Source organism: Burkholderia sp. AU32262 (assembly GCF_020419985.1).
Taxonomy (GTDB): Bacteria; Pseudomonadota; Gammaproteobacteria; order Burkholderiales; family Burkholderiaceae; genus Burkholderia; species Burkholderia semiarida.
The window spans coordinates 143169-159529 of sequence record NZ_JAIZRS010000008.1 but is presented as its reverse complement, the minus strand read 5'-3'; the positions used below and the strand labels follow the sequence as shown (position 1 = coordinate 159529).

Sequence of the window (16361 nt, the reverse complement as noted above, 5' to 3'; positions counted from 1 at the left end):
CAAGCATCATGAATCGATCGACTGCTTTCCCGCGTACGCCGCCGCTTCCGCGCGACGGCGACGGGATCACATCGGCTTGACCACCATCAGGAAGTAGACGGTCAGCATCGCGAAGAACGCCGGATAACCGAGCCGTTCCCAGCGCTTCGCATAGCGCCAGTAGCGCTCCGGCAGCGCGGCGTCGCCGTTGGCGTGCGCGAGCTTCGCCATCGCCGCCAGTTCGAGCTGCAACCACACGACCGGCAGCCAGCACGCGCCGGCGACCGCGTACAGCACGACCGACGCGAGCAGCCATGGCGTATGCCACGGCCACCCGGCCGTATGCGCGAGCCACAACCCGGACGCCGGCTGGAAGATCACGGCCGGCGTCGTGAACCACCAGTCCGCGCGCACCACGAGCCGCGACACGGCCGCGATCGCGGGCACCGATCGCGTGCGGTTCGCGAAGAACAGGTAGAACGCGGTGCCGAACCCCGTGCCGACCAGCAGCACCGAAGACAGGATGTGAAGCGCCTTGATGACGAGATAGGTGTTCATGCGCGTTCTTCTTCTGAAAAGAGGATCAACAGGATGGCGAGAATCGGCACGTTCTTGAGCACGGGGCCGAACGGTTCGGCCAGCAGGCCGGGCATCGTGACCGCGATGACCGCCGAGTACGCGACGATCAGCGCCGCCTGCACGGCCCACAGGCGCCGCGACGGCGCGACGACGGTCGCGATGCCGAGCGCGAAGTCCAGCGCGCTGGCGGTGTAAAGCGCGATCAGCGCGGGCAGCCCCGTCAGGTGCGCGGGCGCCAGCAGCGCGAGGCTTGCGTGCAGCGGATGGATGAAGGCGCTCGCGATCGCCGTCCAGATCCACACGATCGCGAGCGCGCCCAGCAGCAACGGACGCCGCCACATCGCGAGCGCGTCGCGGCGCAGCGCGGCGGCTTCCGCGCCGATGAAGCTGCCGATACCACGCGGCGGCCGCCCGAGCACGGCCGCGGTGGCAGCCGGATCGCCCGTGTTGCCGCCACGCAGCATCGTCCACGTGTCGCGCGTCAGCATCGCGCCCGGCAACGGGCCGAGCAGTACGGCCGCCGCGCCGACCAACGGGCCCGGCAGCGTCACGCGGGCCGCCGGCGGAAACCCGAGCGCAGCGCGGTAGCCGGCCAGCATCTCGCGGTATTCGACTTCGTCGCTGCCGACCACGTCGATCACGCGACGGCCCGCCGCCGACGGCGAATCGGCCGGCTCCATCACGAGCCGCGCCACGACTTCGGCGAGATCGTCGACATGCACCGGGCGCAGCCGCTGACGGCCGCCCGCCGGCAGGACGTGCACGGGCAGGCTCGCGAGCATCCGGAAAAACCGCGCCGATGCGCCGGCCGCCCCGTAGACGAGCGCCGGGCGCACGATGCGAAAGTCGATCGGCAGCGTCTGCAGGAAGTGGTCGGCCGCCTGCTTGCTCGCGAAGTACCGCGTATCGCCGCGCTCGACGCCGAACGCCGAGATCTGGATCACGCGCCGCACGCGGGCGCGGCAGCACGCGGTAAAGAGCGCGCACGGCGCGGCGCGATGCACGGCGTCGAGCGTCGCGCCGCGTCGATCCGCCAGCATGCCGACCGCGTTGATCACCACGTCGACACCCTTCAGCCGCGCGAGCCATGCTTGCGGATCGACGTCCCGCACGAAGTCCATCGCGACGTCGTGCGGGCCGGCCGCGTGACGCACGCCGCGCAGCACGCGATGCCCGCCCGCTTCGAGCTGCGCGCACAGCGCCCGCCCGATGAAGCCGTTCGCGCCGCACACGAGCACAGTCACGCCGCGTGCGCCGGAACGCTCGGGCGGGCAGGTCGACGGCAAGACTGCGTTCATGTTCGTCCTCTATTTACAGTTATTTCTGTAATGACAGAAACAACAACTCCGAAAAAAGCGGGCTGCGTGCCCGCTCTCCGTTACCGCTTACTTCGACGGCTTGCGCCTGACCGTCTGGCTGATCTTCGCACCGATGCCGAGCGCCTTCATCAGCGTATCGGGCTTGAGCCGCAGCATCTCGTCCGACCAGGTCGTCAGCGTCTCGACGAACTGCAGCGTGTCGCGGATGCGCTGTTCGGTCTCGCGGCTTTCGTTCGCGATCTCCGGGCTCGTCAGGCAATCGCGCAGCACCGTGAGCGTCGGCTCGATCTCGCGCTGCCGCCGCCCTTCGACGATCAGCTTGAACAACTCCCAGATGTCGGTCGACGTCTCGAAGTGGTCGCGGCGGTCGCCCAGCACGTGCACGACCTTCGCGAGCCGCCACGCCTGCAACTCCTTCAGGCTCGTGCTGACGTTGGAGCGCGCGACGTTGAGCGTCTCGGCGATTTCGTCCGCCGCCACCGGCCGGCCGGCCAGATAGAGCAGCGCGTGAATCTGCGAGACGGTGCGGTTGACGCCCCACCGCGAGCCCATTTCGCCCCAGTGGAGGATGAATCGTTCGGCAATCGGTGTGAGTTCCATGTCTGGAAATTTATTCATTTCAGTTATTTCTGTCAAGAGAGAAATAACCGGGCGATCACGCGCCTTCCGTCCGCGCCCGCCCGCGATCGGCCGCTTCCTTTACAATGCGCGGGATTTTTCCGATTTCAGGCCGTCCCCGCCTTTCTGACTAGAGGTTCTCCCATGATCATCAAACCGCGCGTGCGTGGCTTCATCTGCGTGACGACTCATCCGGTCGGCTGCGAAGCCAACGTCAAGGAACAGATCGATTACGTGACTTCGCACGGCCCGATCGCCAATGGCCCGAAAAAGGTGCTCGTGATCGGCGCGTCGACCGGCTACGGCCTCGCCGCCCGGATCTCCGCCGCATTCGGCTCGGGCGCGGACACCCTCGGCGTGTTCTTCGAGCGCGCAGGCAGCGAGACGAAGCCGGGCACGGCCGGCTGGTACAACAGCGCCGCGTTCGAGAAATTCGCCGCCGAAAAGGGGCTGTATGCGCGCAGTATCAACGGCGACGCATTCTCCGACAAGGTCAAGCAGGTCACGATCGACACCATCAAGCAGGATCTCGGCAAGGTCGATCTGGTCGTCTACAGCCTCGCCGCCCCGCGCCGCACGCATCCGAAGACGGGCGAAACGATCAGCTCGACGCTCAAGCCGGTCGGCAAGGCCGTCACGTTCCGCGGCCTCGACACCGACAAGGAAGTGATCCGCGAAGTGTCGCTCGAGCCGGCGACGCAGGAAGAGATCGACGGCACCGTCGCGGTGATGGGCGGCGAGGACTGGCAGATGTGGATCGACGCGCTGGCCGAAGCCGGCGTGCTGGCCGACGGCGCGAAGACCACCGCGTTCACGTACCTCGGCGAGCAGATCACGCACGACATCTACTGGAACGGCTCGATCGGCGAAGCGAAGAAGGATCTCGACAAGAAGGTGCTGTCGATCCGCGACAAGCTGGCCGCGCACGGCGGCGACGCCCGCGTGTCGGTGCTGAAGGCGGTCGTCACGCAGGCCAGCTCGGCGATCCCGATGATGCCACTGTACCTGTCGCTGCTGTTCAAGGTGATGAAGGAGAAGGGCACGCACGAAGGCTGCATCGAGCAGGTGTACGGGCTCCTGAAGGACAGCCTGTACGGCGCGACGCCGCATGTCGACGAGGAAGGCCGCCTGCGCGCGGACTACAAGGAACTCGATCCGCAGGTGCAGCAGAAGGTCGTCGCGATGTGGGACACGGTCACGAACGAGAACCTGTACGAGACGACGGACTTCGCAGGCTACAAGACCGAGTTCCTGCGCCTGTTCGGCTTCGAGATCGCCGGCGTCGACTACGACGCGGACGTGAACCCGGACGTGAAGATCCCGGGCATCATCGACACCACGGTCTGACGGCACGACCCGCCGCCGCGCTCACGACGCGGGCGGCGGGTTCGCACGACCGGCGGCGTCAACGCGGCGCCGGTTCTTCCAGATAGACGCCCGACGACAGCGTGGCCTTCACCTGCCGCGTGAATTCGTCGGTCGACACTTCCTCCGCTCCCGCTTCGATCGCGTCGTACGCCTGCCGCACGACGTCGGCCGGCGTGGCTTTCGGCACGTCGAGGCCGGCCGTCAGGTCGGTATCGATGAAGCCGGCATGCAGCCCGACGACCTGCGTGCGCTGCTCGCGCAGCGAATGGCGCAGCCCGTTGGTCAACGCCCATGCGGCCGATTTCGACACGCCGTAGCTCGACAGGATCGGCCGGTTCACCCAGCTCGCGACCGACAGGATGTTCAGGATCGCGCCGCCGCCGTGGGCCGCCAGGATGCCCGCGAACGCGCGCGACATCGCCAGCATCCCGAACACGTTGGTCTCCAGGTGCGCGCGCAATGCGTCGGGCGCGCCCTCGTCGGTCAGGCTGCCGAGCCGCGCGATGCCGGCGTTGTTGATCAGCAGCGTGACGTCGCGCGCCGCCTCGGCCGCTGCGGCGACCGCCGCGGGGTCCGTCACGTCGAGCTTCACGGGCACGACGCCCGGCAGCGTCACGCTGGCCGGATCGCGCGCGCCCGCATAGACCTTCCGCGCGCCCCGTTCGAGCGCCTGCTTCGCGAACTCGAGCCCCAGCCCGCGGTTCGCGCCCGTGATGAACACCACTGCACCTTCGATTTTCATGATGCGTCCTTTCGCGTGATGAATCGCCCGCGCGCCGGCTCGCCGCGCGTGAGATCCGGGTAAAAACGAGACTGTCGTTGCCTGTCGAACCGTGGCGCCGCGGCCTGCCGCCGACGGCAAGCCGCCCGCGACCCACAACCCACGGCGCCAAAGACGCTGACCCGTTGCCATCCGGTGTACCTGCCGCGCCTTTGCCACGATCCGCCCAGTCGGCTACACTCAATGTCAATGTTGATCACCATTGTCTTTGCGGTGCATTGTGTTCTCGCCGCATGGTCGTGTCAATGGCGATCACCATTGTGTTTTTCAATCGACGCGATCGAACAGGAAATCAGGGAGAGATCGATGGGCGTGTCCAGACAACAGGCTGCCGAGAACCGAAGCGCGATCGTCGCGGCCGCCGAGCGGCTGTTCCGCGTGCGCGGCGTCGACGCCGTGGGGCTGACGGAACTGATGAAGGAAGCCGGCTTCACGCAGGGCGGCTTCTACAACCACTTCAAGTCGAAGGACGCGCTGGTCGCCGAAGTGATGGAAAAGGCGATGCACGACCGCGCGGATTCACCGAATGCCGGCAGTCTCGACGCGCAGGTGGCCGCGTATCTGTCGCCCGCGCATCGCGACAACGTCGAGGCCGGTTGCCCGCTGTCTGGCTTCGCGGGCGATGCGCCGCGGCTGACCGATGCGGCGCGCGCGTGCTATGCGCACGGCCTCGCCGCGTATCTCGATCGGCTGGAACGGATGGTGGCGGCCGAAGGCGCGACGCCCGCGCAGACGCGTCGCGACGCGCTCGCGGTCTTCAGCCAGATGGTCGGCGCGCTCGTGCTGTCGCGCGCGATCGCCGGCACCGATCCGGCGCTGGCCGACGAGATTCTCGACGCGGGACGGGACACGCTGGCCGGCCGACGCGGCGAATCGGCCACGTCGAGTTGAGCGTTGGCCGTGCGCGCCGCGGCGCGGCGTCCGCGTTCTTGTCGCGCTATTCGATCGCCCGCGCGGCGTCCCACAGCGGCTGCGTGCCGCGCGCCGCATTCCACGCGGCGAACCGCGTGCGCCACGATTCGAACGGCTCGGCCAGCGGATGGCGCGGATCGTCGCTGAGCGAATACGCCATCCCTTCGATCAGCCAGCGCGGTTTGGTCAGGACGGCCAGGTTGCCGAGTACTTCGGCCTGCCGGTGGTGGATCAGCTCGTGCGCGAGAAAGTACGTCTGCCAGCCGCGCGGCGCGATCACCACGCCGAAATCGCCGAGCGTCAGCGCCGCGCGTGTGCCGAGGCCGAACGCATCGGCGCACGTGCGGGTCGCGCAGAACACGACGCGCGGTGCGGCGCGGAACGCGCCGACGGTCGCCGCCGCGCGCGCGTAGCCGTCGTGATAGAGCTGCCGCGCCTCGCCGAGCCTCGCGACATCGTCCGTGCAGATGTCGGCGCCAGGGCACGACACGCCGGGGATCAGCGCGGGCGCGACGACGCGCAGCGGCTTGACGAGCGCATACGCGGCAATCGGCAGCGCGACGAGCAGGCCCGTGAGGGCGAAAGCGGCGTGGGAGCGTTTCATCGAGGCGGCGGTTTCGTGACGTATGGTGGGCGTCTTGCTGCGTGCACGCGACTATATCGGATGCGGGGCCGCGCGCGGTGGCGCTTTTCTCACAGGCCACACCCGTCACGCGACGCGCGCCCGCCTCGACGACACCGGCTCCGCCACGGCACCGGCGTGCGGCGGCGCCACCCGGCAGCGAGCCACGCGGGCGCGATCGGCGCAACGACACCGGCCGCACGCGTGGCGAACAACGGCGCCGGCGCGACCGGCTGCATGACGATGGCCGTTACGCGAGCTGCTTGTGGAAATACGTCGTCGCGCACGGCGCGCCGTCGGGCATCAACGCATAGTTCGGCACGACGCCGACACGCTGCCAGCCGGCCCGCCCGTACAGCCGCTCGGCGTCGCCGCCCGTCACCGTGTCGAGCACGAGCACGGTCTTGCCGGCGTCGCGCGCGGCCGCGTCGGCCGCCGCCATCAGTCGTGCGGCAACGCCCTGCCGGCGCGCATGCCGCGACACGAGCATCTTCGCGATGTCCGCGCGATGCGGCTGGTTCTCGGGCTGCGCGATCACGATCTGCACCGTGCCGACGATCCGGCCGGACGCATCCTCGGCGACGAGCAGGATGCGCTCGTCGTTCGCGACGCCCTCGGCCACACGCGTCCAGAACGCGACGGCGGTCGCCCGCTCGATCGGCAGCATGAAGCTGACGGATGCGCCGCCTTCGACGCAATCGATCAGCACGTCGGCCAGCGCATCGACACAGGCCATCGCTTCGCTTGAGCCGACGCGGCGGACGATAACAGGTTCGGTCATGCCCTCTCCGGTAGTCAGGTGGGCCGCACGCGCGGGTTCGGCATGGGCCGGAATCGGAACGGACGCCGGCCGGGCGTCGCGGCACGCGCGACGACGGCAGGCGTCCGGCAACACGGCGCCCGACCGGCGCGCGTTACCGCCCCATCATCGTACGCGACGAAAATTGTCGTTGCACCGATGACCACATCGCCTACACTTAGCCAAATGGATAACTTTCAACCCGGCATCAGCGACGTCTTCCACGCCCTCGCCGATCCGACGCGCTGCGCGATCGTCGGCGCGCTCGGCCAGGGGGAGCGGACCGTCTCCGCGCTGGCCGCGCCGTTCGACATGGCGCTGCCGTCGTTCATGAAGCACCTCGCCGTGCTCGAGCGCAGCGGCCTCGTGGCGACCCGGAAGGCCGGCCGTTCGCGCACCTGCGCGCTGGTCGGCAGCCGGCTGACCGAGGCCGAGGCATGGCTCGCCGCGCAGCGCGCGCAGTGGGAAGCGCGATCCGATCGTCTCGTCGAATTCGTCGAACGCCGTCACCAGGAGGAGCACGATGTCAGCCAGCCACGTCGAACCCGCTGAAGCCCACGATCTCGTCATCACGCGCACGCTGCGCGCGCCGCGCCGCGCGCTGTGGCGTGCATGGACCGACCCTGAATTGCTGAAGGAATGGTGGTGCCCGAAACCGTGGACCACCGAAGTGCGTGCGTTCGACCTGCGGCCGGGCGGCGCCTTCCATACGTTCATGCGCGGCCCCGATGGCGGCACGAGCGACAACCCCGGCTGCTTCCTCGACATCGTGCCGGAATCGCGCATCGCGTTCACGTCGATGCTCGCGGGCGGCTGGCGGCCGCAGACGCCGTGGCTCGGCTTCACGGCGATCGTCACGATGGCCGACGACGACGCGGGCAGCCGCTACGAGGCGCGCGTGATGCACCCCGACGCCGCGACGCGCGAGCGCCACGAAGCGCTCGGCTTTTTCGAGGGCTGGAACACCTGCATCACGCAGCTCGACGCCTTTGCCGCCACGCTGCGCTGAACGCCGCTTCGCGTGCGGTCATTGCATGCCGCCGCGCCCGCGCCTAGGATTCCTGAAGGAAGCATGACGACACGCCGGGCGCCGGCGTGCACCGTCTCGCACGCTTCGCGGGAGGTGACATGTTGCACATGCACACGCATTCGACCCAGGTCAGCCGGCACCTGAACGCGCCGCGCGGGCGCGTCTATCGCGCGCTGCTCGACCCGCACGCGGTCGAGCAATGGAAGGTGCCCGACGGCATGACGTGCCGCGTGCACGCGTACGACACACGGGAAGGCGGCGCGCTGCGCGTGTCGCTGAGCTACGACGCGCCGTCGGCCGGCACCGGCAAGACCACCGCGCGCACCGACACCTATCACGGCCGCTTCGTCACGCTCGTGCCCGACGAGCGGATCGTCGAGATCGATGTATTCGAAACCGACGACCCGATGCTGCGCGGCGCGATGACGATCACGATCACGCTGTCCGACGAAGCGGGCGGCACGCGCGTGGACGCCGTGCACGACGGCATACCGCCCGGCGTGCCGGCCGCCGACAACGAGACCGGCTGGCAGATGGCGCTGGCGAAGCTCGCGGCGCTGGTGGAAGCCGCTTAGCGGTCGTTCATTCCGGTGACGAAAGGCGGTGCTGCGGCGCAAAACGCCGCCGCGTGCGACACTGCCGTGCAACCGACAACCGGATCCGCCCGAGGAGACACCCGCGATGAACGCCCCGCGCACCGCCAGCTGGTATTTCGATTTCGTTTCGCCGTTCGCCTACCTGCAGCAGGAACAGTTCGACAGGTTGCCGCCCGCCGCCGCGTTCGAGCCGCGGCCGATCGTGCTCGGTGCGCTGCTCACGCACTGGGGCCAGAAAGCGCCGGCGGAGATCGCGGCCAAACGCGTGTTCACCTATCGGCATGCGCAATACCGCGCGGACAAGCTCGGCATTGCGTTCCGGATGCCGCCCGCGCACCCGTTCAATCCGATCAAGCCGCTGCGCCTCGCGATCGCGATGGGCGGCTCACGCGACGCGATCCAGCGGATCTTCCGGCATATCTGGCGCGACGGCGAGGACGTGTCGACGCCGGCAGGTTTCGCCGCGCTGTGCGAAGCCGTCGGCTTCCCGGAAGGCGCGACGGCCGTCGAAGCCCAGCCGGTCAAGGACGCGTTGCGCGCGAACACGGATCGCGCGATCGCCGACGGCGTGTTCGGCGTGCCGACCTTCGTGCTCGACGGCGACCTGTTCTGGGGCGAGGACGCGACCGACATGTTCGTCGACTGCGCGACGTCGCGCGCGTGGCTCGATTCGCCTGAAGTGCGCCGCATCAGCGCGCTGCCCGAAGGGATCCGGCGGGGCTGACGGCGTACCGCCACCCGGGCCGCGTTGCTTCAGCCGTCGCGCCCTTCGACGAGCGCCGGCACGGCCTCGCGCATCATCGCGGCGAACCGCACGAGCCGCGACGGATAGAACTGCGCATGCGGATAAGTCAGGTAGACGGGCAGCGACGCGGCCTCCCATTCGGGGGCGAGGTGCACGAGATCGCCGCGCGCGAGATCGTCGGCGAGCATCCACGACGATCCGACGCACGCGCCGACGCCCAGCAGCGCCGCGCTGCGCAGCGCATACAGGTTCGCGGTCGTGATGCGCGGGCGGATCGCGATGCGCCGCGTGTCGCCGGTGGCCGCATGCGTCAGCGCGAGCTCGTTGCGGTAGTACGTGCGCAACGCGAGCCATGGCAGCGCGGCGAGCGCGTCCGGATCGGCCGGCACGTCGGCGCCGTTCAGTATGGACGGCGCGGCGACCACGAAACGCGGCACCTTCGTCAGCCGGATCGCGACCACGCCGGGATCGGTGGGCTCGCCGACCTGGATCGCGCAATCGATGCCGCTGCCGACGAAATCGCGCACCTCGTCCTGCAGCAGCCACTCGACCGACACGCGCGGATAGTCGCGCAGGAACTGCGCGAGCGGCGCAACGAAACGCTGCTGCCCGAACGCGTGCGGCACCGCGACGCGCAGCAGCCCGTCCGGCTCCTCCTGCGCGCCGCGCAAATCGGCCTCGAACGCCGCCCAGCTCGCCAGCAGCTCCTTCGCCTGCTTGAAGCACCGCTCGCCGTCGACGGTCAGCCGCATCGTATGGGTCGTGCGTTGCAGCAGCCGCATGCCGAGCGAACTTTCCAGCGCCTGCAGCCGGCGGCTGATCGTCGGCTGCGTGGTATGCAGCTGCACGGCGGCCGCCGACAGGCTGCCGGCCTCGACTATGCGCACGAAGGTTTCCATCAGCTCGAAGCGATAGCCCGCACCGTTCACCGGCACCGTCTGAACGCGCGGAGATCCGCCAGCAGCGCGAGAGGGAGGAGATTTTTCGGTCATTCGTGGAGCGTATAACAAATGTGCGCAAGGCGGCACTACCGTCGTCAGCCGAGTACCGCCACACTCGCGTCCAACCCCTTCTTCAACCGAGGATGCACGCGATGTCCACCCCGACCCGTCTCGATGCCGCGCCCCGCGTGGCGCATGCCCCGGCCCGCCCGGCCGCCCATTCGATGCCCGATCGCCGGCTCGTGCTGCTGCTCGCGGCCGCCGCCGGCCTCGGCGTCGCCCCGCTCTACTACGCGCAGCCGATGCTCGGCGCGCTCGCGCCCGATCTCGGCGCGTCGGCGCGGGCGATCGGCTTCGTGCCGACGCTCACGCAGCTCGGCTATGCGCTCGGCATCCTGCTGCTCGCGCCGCTCGGCGACCGCTTCGACCGGCGCCGCGTGATCGTGACCAAGGCCGCCGCGCTGGTCGTCGCGCTGCTGCTGGCCGCCGTCGCGCCGTCGCTCGGCCTGCTGCTCGCGGCGAGCTTCGCGATCGGCCTCGCCGCGACGATGGCGCAGGACGTCGTGCCGGCCGCCGCGACGCTCGCTCACGACACGCATCGCGGCCGCATCGTCGGCACCGTGATGACGGGGTTGCTGCTCGGCATCCTGCTGTCGCGCGTCGTGGCCGGATTCATCGCCGAGACGGCCGGCTGGCGCGCGATGTTCGCGCTCGCGGCCGCCAGCGTCGCCGTGATCGGCGCCGTGGCCGCACGCGGGTTGCCGCGCTTCGAGCCGACCACGCGGCTGCCGTACCGTGCGCTGATCGGCTCGCTCGGCGCGCTGTGGCGCGAGCATTCGGCACTGCGCCGCGCCGCGCTCGCCCAGGGGCTGCTGGCCGTCGGGTTCAGCGCATTCTGGTCGACGCTCGCGGTGATGCTGCACGGCGCGCCGTTCCATCTCGGCAGCGCGGCAGCCGGCGCATTCGGCCTCGCGGGCGCCGCCGGCGCGCTGGCCGCGCCGATCGCCGGGCGTCTGGCCGACCATCACGGCCCCGAGCGCGTCACGCGTATCGGCATCGGGATCGCGACGGTGTCGTTCGCGTCGATGGCCGCCGCGCCGCTGATGTCGCCGCATGCGCAGCTCGTGCTGCTCGCGCTCGCGACGATCGGCTTCGATCTCGGCGTCCAGGCCACGCTGATCGCGCACCAATCGATCGTCTACCGGATCGATCCCGCGTCGCGCAGCCGTCTCAACGCGGTGCTGTTCGTCGGCATGTTCATCGGGATGGCGGCGGGCGCGGCAATCGGCAGTTCGTTGCTCGCGCAACTGGGCTGGAATGCGGTGACCGCGCTGGCCGTCGTGACGTCGCTGGCCGCGCTCGCCGTCCGGGTGTGGCGCAACTGAAGCCGCGCATCGCGTCACGCCGGCGGGCAGGCCGATGAGGCTTGCCCGCTTTTTTTATTTTTTTGATCGGCACACGCATGACGCCGCGCCGCCCGGCAGATTCGCGCCACTCCGGCACGGCAATCACTCATTCGGCGCAAGGTCCGCACCGTCCTGCCGAATTGTCCAGTTCAACAAAATATTTTTCCAGCGCGCGTGCATGGCCGCACGCAAACGTCGGACGATTCGACCCTGCCGCACCACACGGCGCTCGCCCATCCGGCCCCACCACACAGCCCCGGTTTATCAGGGGAATCCCGGTATTTTTTCGCATTTTCTTCGAAATAACGGGTGACATACTTGCCCCCCGTTGCGCTCCGTGCGAGCGCGCTTTTCGATCCAGCCGGCCGCCCGTCATGCGCTGCGCGTCCGCCCGGGTCGCACAGGACATGAACGATTTCGACACCACGATCCAGATCTTCCTCACCCACGTGACGTTCGGCCCGTTGATGAATCACGCGATCCGCGTGATCGCGGGCCTCTACACGTTCAAGGGCTTCGTGCTCGTTCCCGTGCTGTGCTGGCTGTGGTTCCAGCCCGGCCCGCATCGCGAACGGCAACGCGAACTGGTCGTCGCCACCGTCGCGAGCGGGCTCGTCGCGCTCGCCGTCGGCCGCGTGCTCGCGCAGGTGCTGCCGTTCCGCGTGCGGCCGATCTACAACCCCGACCTGCACCTGCACTTCCCGTCGGCCGGACTGCGCGCGGCGACCCTGCAGACATGGAGTTCGTTTCCGAGCGATCACGCGATGCTGTGGATGGCGATCGCCACCGGCATCTTCATCATCGCGCGCCGCGTCGGCATCGTCGCGTTGCTCTATTCGGCCGTATTCATCTGCCTGCCGCGCGCGTATCTGGGCTTTCACTACCCGACCGACCTGATCGCGGGCGCCGCGATCGGCATCGCGATCGCGTGGCTGCTAACGCGCGACGCGATCCGCTCGCGCTTCGCGCCGCAGGTGCTGGAGACGATCCGGCGCTTCCCCGCGCCGGCCTATACGCTCGCGTTCCTGCTGTGCTTCGAGTTGATCACGCAGTTCGACGAACTGCTGACGCTCGCGCAGTCGGCCACGCGCACGATGTGACGGGCAGGCGCGCGATGCTGCCGCTGCTGCTGTCGTTCCGTCGCCCCGGCGCGCGCTGCCGGCCCTGTGCGGCCGCGGCACGCCGTGCGACGGCCGCGCCCGTCAGTCGCGATCGGGCGCGCCGAGCGGAAAGAACGAACGATACGGCCGCGCCTCGTCGACCGCGCGCGCAAACGAAGGCCGCGCAAGCAGGCGCTTGCGGTACGCGATCACGTTCGCGAACGCCGGATCGATCCGGTGCGTCCAGTCCGCGTAGAACAGGAACGGCGCCGCGCCGCAATCGGCGAGGCTGAAATGATCGCCGGCCGCCCATTCGCGATCGGCCATCGTCTTGTCGAGCCACGCGTACGACGTATCGAGCATCGCGCGCGCGTCAGCCACCCCGCGCGCATCGCGCTCGGCTTCCGGCCGCAGCGCGTCGAACACGACCTTCTGCTGCGGCGTCGCCACGTAGTTGTCGAAGAAGCGGTCCATCGTCCGCACCTCGAGCGCGGCGCGCGGATCGTCGGGCAGCAGGCGCACGGGGCCCGGATGCGCCAGGCCGAGATACTCGATGATGATCGACGCCTCGATCACCGTGCGGCCCGCGTCGACGAGCACCGGGAAGCGCTTCAGCGGCCACAGCGCGGCCAGTTCCTGCATCGGCTTCGGATCGTCGTGCGCAAGCACGCGATAGTCGAACGGCGTGCCGTTCTCGTACAGCGCGGTCAGCACCTTCTGGCAGTAGGACGAAAAGGGATGGGCGTAAAGCGTCGGCATCATCGCGGGTCTCTCAGGGTTTCGGCGCCGTGTCAGGCGGCGCCACATGATCGGATACCTGGACGACGAACGGCGCCGGGCCGTTTCGACACCGGTCCGGATTTTTTTTCGAGGGAGCCGGCCTCGGCCGCTACGACCGGCCGTCCATCACGACGCGCCCTTCGGCGCGCCAGCGCAGCATCCCGCCGCCGAGATTCGCGACCGCATCGAAGCCGGCCTGCTTCAGGATCACCGTCGCCTGCGCGGAGCGCCCGCCGGCCCGGCACACGGTCACGACCGGCCGGTCCCGCGCGATTTCGCCGGCGCGCGCGGCCAGTTCGCCGAGCGGAATCGGCGTCGCGCCGGGCAGATGACCGAGCGGGCCCGCAAATTCGTCCGGCTCGCGCACGTCGACGACCTGCACGGCCGGCAGATGATCCTCGAGCCATTGCGGATCGATTTCCCAGAAGCCGGCGAACGTATAGACGAGCGGCGCCCAGCCGGGTGCGGCCTGCGCAGCGGGCGCGTTCGCGGCCACGCCGCACCGCAGGTTCGCCGGCACCGCGACGTCGATCTGGCGCGGATGCGCGAGCCCGAGATTGCGCATGTAGCCGGCGAAATCGTCTTCGCTGAGATCGCCGCCGAGGCGCGGATTGAAGCGCCGCTCCTCGCCGACGCTCGTCACCGTAAGCCCGCGATAGTCGTGCGCCGGATACAGCAGGCACGCGGCCGGCAGCGTGAAGAGCCGGCCGTGCACCGCGCGATACAGCGCACGCGGGTCGCCCTGCTGGAAGTCGGTGCGGCCGGTGCCGCGGATCAGCAGGCAATCGCCGGTGAACGCCATCGATTCGTCGTCGAGCACGAGGCTGATGCAGCCGTTCGTGTGGCCGGGCGTCGCGCGCACGGTCAGGTAGCGCGCACCGAACGCACAGCGATCGCCATCGTTCAGGTAGCGGTCGGCGCCCTGCGCGCCGCTCGCCGCCGAGATCGCGATCGCGCTGCCCGTGTGCTGCTTCAGCAGCCACGCGCCCGTCACGTGATCGGCGTGCACGTGCGTGTCGACGGTCGCGACGAGCCGCAGCCCGAGTTCGTCGAGTAGCGCCGCGTCGCGGCGCACCTGCTCGAACACGGGGTCGATCAGCAGCGCGTCGCGCGATGCGCCGTCGGCGAGCAGATACGTGTACGTCGACGACTGCGGGTCGAAAAGTTGCCGGAAGATCATTGCTTTATTGCTCCGTCGCGTGTTCTTCAGTGAGGTGTAGTCGGATCGGCACACTGCATGGCGTCGTCAGGGGCCTGCGCCGGCACGACGACATCGCCGCCGCGCGAGCGGCATCGCGCACATTCATACAGCGTAGATCAAAATGCCCGCGCCGCCGCGCCCCATGCGCGGCAACCGATTCCGACGACGAATCGCGCACCGCCGAACGACGTGCCGCGCCGGGACGGCAACGCACGCTGCCTTACACTACGGCCTGTTCTCGTCCCCGATCACAGGAATTGCTCCCGACATGTCGATGACGATCGATCCGAAGCAGGCCGCCGCGCTGCTGGCCGTCGCCGACACCGGCAGCTTCGAGCAGGCGGCCGTGCGCCTGCACGTGACGGCGTCCGCCGTCACGCAGCGGGTCCGCGCGCTGGAAGCGAGCCTCGGCACGCCGCTCGTGCTGCGCACGCGGCCGTGCCGCCCGACAGTGGCCGGGCAGCGCGTGCTGCAGCATCTGCGCCGCGTCGCGCTGCTGCAGGCCGACCTCCAGAGCACGCTCGCGGCCGAGCGCGAATCGCCGATCTCCGTGACGATCGCGCTGAACGCCGACAGCCTCGGCACGTGGTTCCTGCCCGCGCTGACGTCGGTACTCGCGGGCGAGCGGATCCTGTTCGAGCTGATCGTCGAGGACCAGGACCACACGTTCGCGCTGCTCGAAAGCGGGATGGCGGTCGGCTGCGTAACGACCGAGCCGAAGCCGATGCGCGGCTGCCTCGCGACGCCGCTCGGCACGATGCGCTACCGGCTGCTCGCGGCCGCCGCGTTCGCGGTGCGCTGGTTTCCACGCGGGCTGAACCGCACGAGTGCGCGCCACGCGCCCGTCGTCGCGTATTCGCGGCGCGACACGCTGCAATCGTCGTTTCTGAAGGAAAAGTTCGGGCTGCCCGAAGGCGCGTATCCATGCCACTACGTGCCGGGCACCCATTCGCACTTCGCGGCGGTACGGCACGGGCTCGGCTACGCGATGGTGCCGGAGCCGCTCATCGGCGCCGCGCCGCTCGATGCGCAGGGGCTCGTCGATCTCGCGCCCGCGCATCCGACCGACGTCACGCTGTACTGGCACGCGTGGACCGTGCAGTCGCCGACGATGGCGTCGCTGTCCGCGCGGGTGGTCGAAGCGGCGCGCCGGCTGCTCGCGCCGTTGCCGTGACGCGCTGGCCGGCGCGCGGGCGATCGACACGGCCGGCGCGGTGCGCACTGCGACGAGAAAAGTCGGCCGCGCCGCCTATACTTTTTCCATCGGCCTCGCGAACGCGCCGCGCGGCCGATCATCCAGGTCCGGCCGTTCCCTTTCATGTGAGGAGAACATCATGTCCCGCCGCTATATCGATTGCCGCGAGTTTCCCAGCGCGATGCATTGCTCGGTCGCCATTTCGGCCGACTCCGACAACGAACTGCTCGAGGCCGCCGTGCAACATGCGGTCTCGGTACACCAGCACACCGACAGCGCCGAACTGCGCACGCAACTGAAATCGCTGTTCCACGACGGCACGCCGCCCGTCGACACGCCGTCGCAAGCGTAATCCGCCCGCGCGGCAACGATCGACCGCCTACATGCCGC

19 protein-coding genes are annotated in these 16361 nt (G+C 69.3%); 10 read left to right on the top strand and 9 right to left on the bottom strand.

Annotation, left to right across the window (positions count from 1 at the left end; genetic code table 11):
- Window positions 1-66 precede the first annotated feature (66 nt).
- From LGN10_RS12285 to LGN10_RS12275, 3 genes are all read right to left on the bottom strand, one after another.
- Window positions 67-537: a DUF2269 family protein gene (locus LGN10_RS12285; protein WP_060317340.1), complete on the bottom strand. Its 471-nt coding sequence runs from the start codon at window positions 535-537 to the stop codon at window positions 67-69.
- Complete coding sequence (locus tag LGN10_RS12280) at window positions 534-1856, bottom strand: SDR family oxidoreductase (protein WP_226223561.1); 1323 nt, start codon at window positions 1854-1856, stop codon at window positions 534-536. Before LGN10_RS12280 ends, LGN10_RS12285 begins: the two co-directional genes overlap by 4 nt.
- A gap of 87 nt (window positions 1857-1943) precedes the next feature.
- Entirely contained in the window at window positions 1944-2477 is a 534-nt protein-coding gene (locus LGN10_RS12275; protein WP_011548968.1) for a GbsR/MarR family transcriptional regulator, read from the bottom strand.
- Between the two features lie 162 nt (window positions 2478-2639).
- On the opposite strand from LGN10_RS12275, the gene fabV reads away from it, so the two are divergent.
- Window positions 2640-3842: an enoyl-ACP reductase FabV gene (gene fabV / locus LGN10_RS12270; RefSeq protein WP_059581884.1), complete on the top strand. Its 1203-nt coding sequence runs from the start codon at window positions 2640-2642 to the stop codon at window positions 3840-3842.
- Window positions 3843-3900: 58 nt separating this feature from the next.
- On the opposite strand, the gene LGN10_RS12265 is transcribed toward fabV, so the two are convergent.
- Window positions 3901-4605, bottom strand: coding sequence for an SDR family oxidoreductase (locus tag LGN10_RS12265; protein ID WP_226223554.1), 705 nt, complete (start codon window positions 4603-4605; stop codon window positions 3901-3903).
- A gap of 345 nt (window positions 4606-4950) precedes the next feature.
- Here LGN10_RS12265 and LGN10_RS12260 point away from each other — a divergent pair, with 345 nt between their 5' ends.
- Window positions 4951-5535, top strand: coding sequence for a TetR/AcrR family transcriptional regulator (locus LGN10_RS12260; RefSeq protein ID WP_060011238.1), 585 nt, complete (start codon window positions 4951-4953; stop codon window positions 5533-5535).
- A gap of 46 nt (window positions 5536-5581) precedes the next feature.
- Here LGN10_RS12260 and LGN10_RS12255 read toward each other — a convergent pair whose 3' ends face one another.
- Together LGN10_RS12255 and LGN10_RS12250 are read right to left on the bottom strand one after the other, a co-directional pair.
- Entirely contained in the window at window positions 5582-6160 is a 579-nt protein-coding gene (locus LGN10_RS12255; protein ID WP_099318032.1) for a hypothetical protein, read from the bottom strand.
- Between the two features lie 268 nt (window positions 6161-6428).
- On the bottom strand, window positions 6429-6959 hold the full coding sequence (locus tag LGN10_RS12250; protein WP_226223553.1) for a GNAT family N-acetyltransferase: 531 nt from the start codon (window positions 6957-6959) through the stop codon (window positions 6429-6431).
- Window positions 6960-7163: 204 nt separating this feature from the next.
- Here LGN10_RS12250 and LGN10_RS12245 point away from each other — a divergent pair, with 204 nt between their 5' ends.
- The 4 genes from LGN10_RS12245 to LGN10_RS12230 all read left to right on the top strand — a co-directional run bounded on the left by LGN10_RS12245 (window position 7164) and on the right by LGN10_RS12230 (window position 9327).
- A complete protein-coding gene (locus tag LGN10_RS12245) occupies window positions 7164-7529 on the top strand; it encodes an ArsR/SmtB family transcription factor (RefSeq protein ID WP_099318033.1) in 366 nt (121 codons plus the stop codon).
- Window positions 7501-7986: an SRPBCC family protein gene (locus LGN10_RS12240; RefSeq protein ID WP_060317355.1), complete on the top strand. Its 486-nt coding sequence runs from the start codon at window positions 7501-7503 to the stop codon at window positions 7984-7986. The genes LGN10_RS12245 and LGN10_RS12240 overlap by 29 nt, the downstream gene beginning before the upstream one ends.
- A 119-nt stretch (window positions 7987-8105) precedes the next feature.
- Window positions 8106-8582, top strand: coding sequence for an SRPBCC family protein (locus tag LGN10_RS12235; protein WP_226223551.1), 477 nt, complete (start codon window positions 8106-8108; stop codon window positions 8580-8582).
- A 106-nt stretch (window positions 8583-8688) separates the two neighbouring features.
- Window positions 8689-9327, top strand: coding sequence for a 2-hydroxychromene-2-carboxylate isomerase (locus LGN10_RS12230; protein WP_226223549.1), 639 nt, complete (start codon window positions 8689-8691; stop codon window positions 9325-9327).
- 29 nt (window positions 9328-9356) lie between these two features.
- On the opposite strand, the gene LGN10_RS12225 is transcribed toward LGN10_RS12230, so the two are convergent.
- Entirely contained in the window at window positions 9357-10340 is a 984-nt protein-coding gene (locus LGN10_RS12225) for a LysR family transcriptional regulator (RefSeq protein ID WP_059581861.1), read from the bottom strand.
- Between the two features lie 101 nt (window positions 10341-10441).
- On the opposite strand from LGN10_RS12225, the gene LGN10_RS12220 reads away from it, so the two are divergent.
- Together LGN10_RS12220 and LGN10_RS12215 are read left to right on the top strand one after the other, a co-directional pair.
- Entirely contained in the window at window positions 10442-11674 is a 1233-nt protein-coding gene (locus LGN10_RS12220) for an MFS transporter (RefSeq protein ID WP_059582200.1), read from the top strand.
- Window positions 11675-12102: 428 nt separating this feature from the next.
- Window positions 12103-12795: a phosphatase PAP2 family protein gene (locus LGN10_RS12215; protein WP_226223547.1), complete on the top strand. Its 693-nt coding sequence runs from the start codon at window positions 12103-12105 to the stop codon at window positions 12793-12795.
- A 102-nt stretch (window positions 12796-12897) separates the two neighbouring features.
- Here the strand turns inward: LGN10_RS12215 and LGN10_RS12210 are convergent, their stop codons facing one another.
- Both LGN10_RS12210 and LGN10_RS12205 read right to left on the bottom strand, forming a co-directional pair.
- A complete protein-coding gene (locus LGN10_RS12210; protein WP_059641414.1) occupies window positions 12898-13557 on the bottom strand; it encodes a glutathione S-transferase family protein in 660 nt (219 codons plus the stop codon).
- A 127-nt stretch (window positions 13558-13684) separates the two neighbouring features.
- Complete coding sequence (locus LGN10_RS12205) at window positions 13685-14755, bottom strand: rhodanese-like domain-containing protein (protein WP_226223540.1); 1071 nt, start codon at window positions 14753-14755, stop codon at window positions 13685-13687.
- A 289-nt stretch (window positions 14756-15044) separates the two neighbouring features.
- Between LGN10_RS12205 and LGN10_RS12200 the strand changes: the two genes are divergently transcribed.
- Both LGN10_RS12200 and LGN10_RS12195 read left to right on the top strand, forming a co-directional pair.
- Window positions 15045-15950 (top strand): HTH-type transcriptional regulator ArgP, encoded by a 906-nt coding sequence (locus LGN10_RS12200; RefSeq protein WP_059641408.1) that lies wholly within the window; start codon window positions 15045-15047, stop codon window positions 15948-15950.
- A 160-nt stretch (window positions 15951-16110) separates the two neighbouring features.
- Window positions 16111-16323, top strand: a complete 213-nt coding sequence (locus LGN10_RS12195; RefSeq protein WP_059581851.1) for a DUF1059 domain-containing protein — start codon at window positions 16111-16113, stop codon at window positions 16321-16323.
- Window positions 16324-16361: the final 38 nt, after the last annotated feature.

Coding starts and splice junctions, on each gene's coding strand:
- LGN10_RS12285 (WP_060317340.1), bottom strand. CDS start 537: ATGAACACCTATCTCGTCATCAAGGCGCTTCACATCCTGTCTTCGGTG.
- LGN10_RS12280 (WP_226223561.1), bottom strand. CDS start 1,856: ATGAACGCAGTCTTGCCGTCGACCTGCCCGCCCGAGCGTTCCGGCGCA.
- LGN10_RS12275 (WP_011548968.1), bottom strand. CDS start 2,477: ATGGAACTCACACCGATTGCCGAACGATTCATCCTCCACTGGGGCGAA.
- fabV (WP_059581884.1), top strand. CDS start 2,640: ATGATCATCAAACCGCGCGTGCGTGGCTTCATCTGCGTGACGACTCAT.
- LGN10_RS12265 (WP_226223554.1), bottom strand. CDS start 4,605: ATGAAAATCGAAGGTGCAGTGGTGTTCATCACGGGCGCGAACCGCGGG.
- LGN10_RS12260 (WP_060011238.1), top strand. CDS start 4,951: ATGGGCGTGTCCAGACAACAGGCTGCCGAGAACCGAAGCGCGATCGTC.
- LGN10_RS12255 (WP_099318032.1), bottom strand. CDS start 6,160: ATGAAACGCTCCCACGCCGCTTTCGCCCTCACGGGCCTGCTCGTCGCG.
- LGN10_RS12250 (WP_226223553.1), bottom strand. CDS start 6,959: ATGACCGAACCTGTTATCGTCCGCCGCGTCGGCTCAAGCGAAGCGATG.
- LGN10_RS12245 (WP_099318033.1), top strand. CDS start 7,164: ATGGATAACTTTCAACCCGGCATCAGCGACGTCTTCCACGCCCTCGCC.
- LGN10_RS12240 (WP_060317355.1), top strand. CDS start 7,501: ATGTCAGCCAGCCACGTCGAACCCGCTGAAGCCCACGATCTCGTCATC.
- LGN10_RS12235 (WP_226223551.1), top strand. CDS start 8,106: ATGTTGCACATGCACACGCATTCGACCCAGGTCAGCCGGCACCTGAAC.
- LGN10_RS12230 (WP_226223549.1), top strand. CDS start 8,689: ATGAACGCCCCGCGCACCGCCAGCTGGTATTTCGATTTCGTTTCGCCG.
- LGN10_RS12225 (WP_059581861.1), bottom strand. CDS start 10,340: ATGACCGAAAAATCTCCTCCCTCTCGCGCTGCTGGCGGATCTCCGCGC.
- LGN10_RS12220 (WP_059582200.1), top strand. CDS start 10,442: ATGTCCACCCCGACCCGTCTCGATGCCGCGCCCCGCGTGGCGCATGCC.
- LGN10_RS12215 (WP_226223547.1), top strand. CDS start 12,103: ATGAACGATTTCGACACCACGATCCAGATCTTCCTCACCCACGTGACG.
- LGN10_RS12210 (WP_059641414.1), bottom strand. CDS start 13,557: ATGATGCCGACGCTTTACGCCCATCCCTTTTCGTCCTACTGCCAGAAG.
- LGN10_RS12205 (WP_226223540.1), bottom strand. CDS start 14,755: ATGATCTTCCGGCAACTTTTCGACCCGCAGTCGTCGACGTACACGTAT.
- LGN10_RS12200 (WP_059641408.1), top strand. CDS start 15,045: ATGTCGATGACGATCGATCCGAAGCAGGCCGCCGCGCTGCTGGCCGTC.
- LGN10_RS12195 (WP_059581851.1), top strand. CDS start 16,111: ATGTCCCGCCGCTATATCGATTGCCGCGAGTTTCCCAGCGCGATGCAT.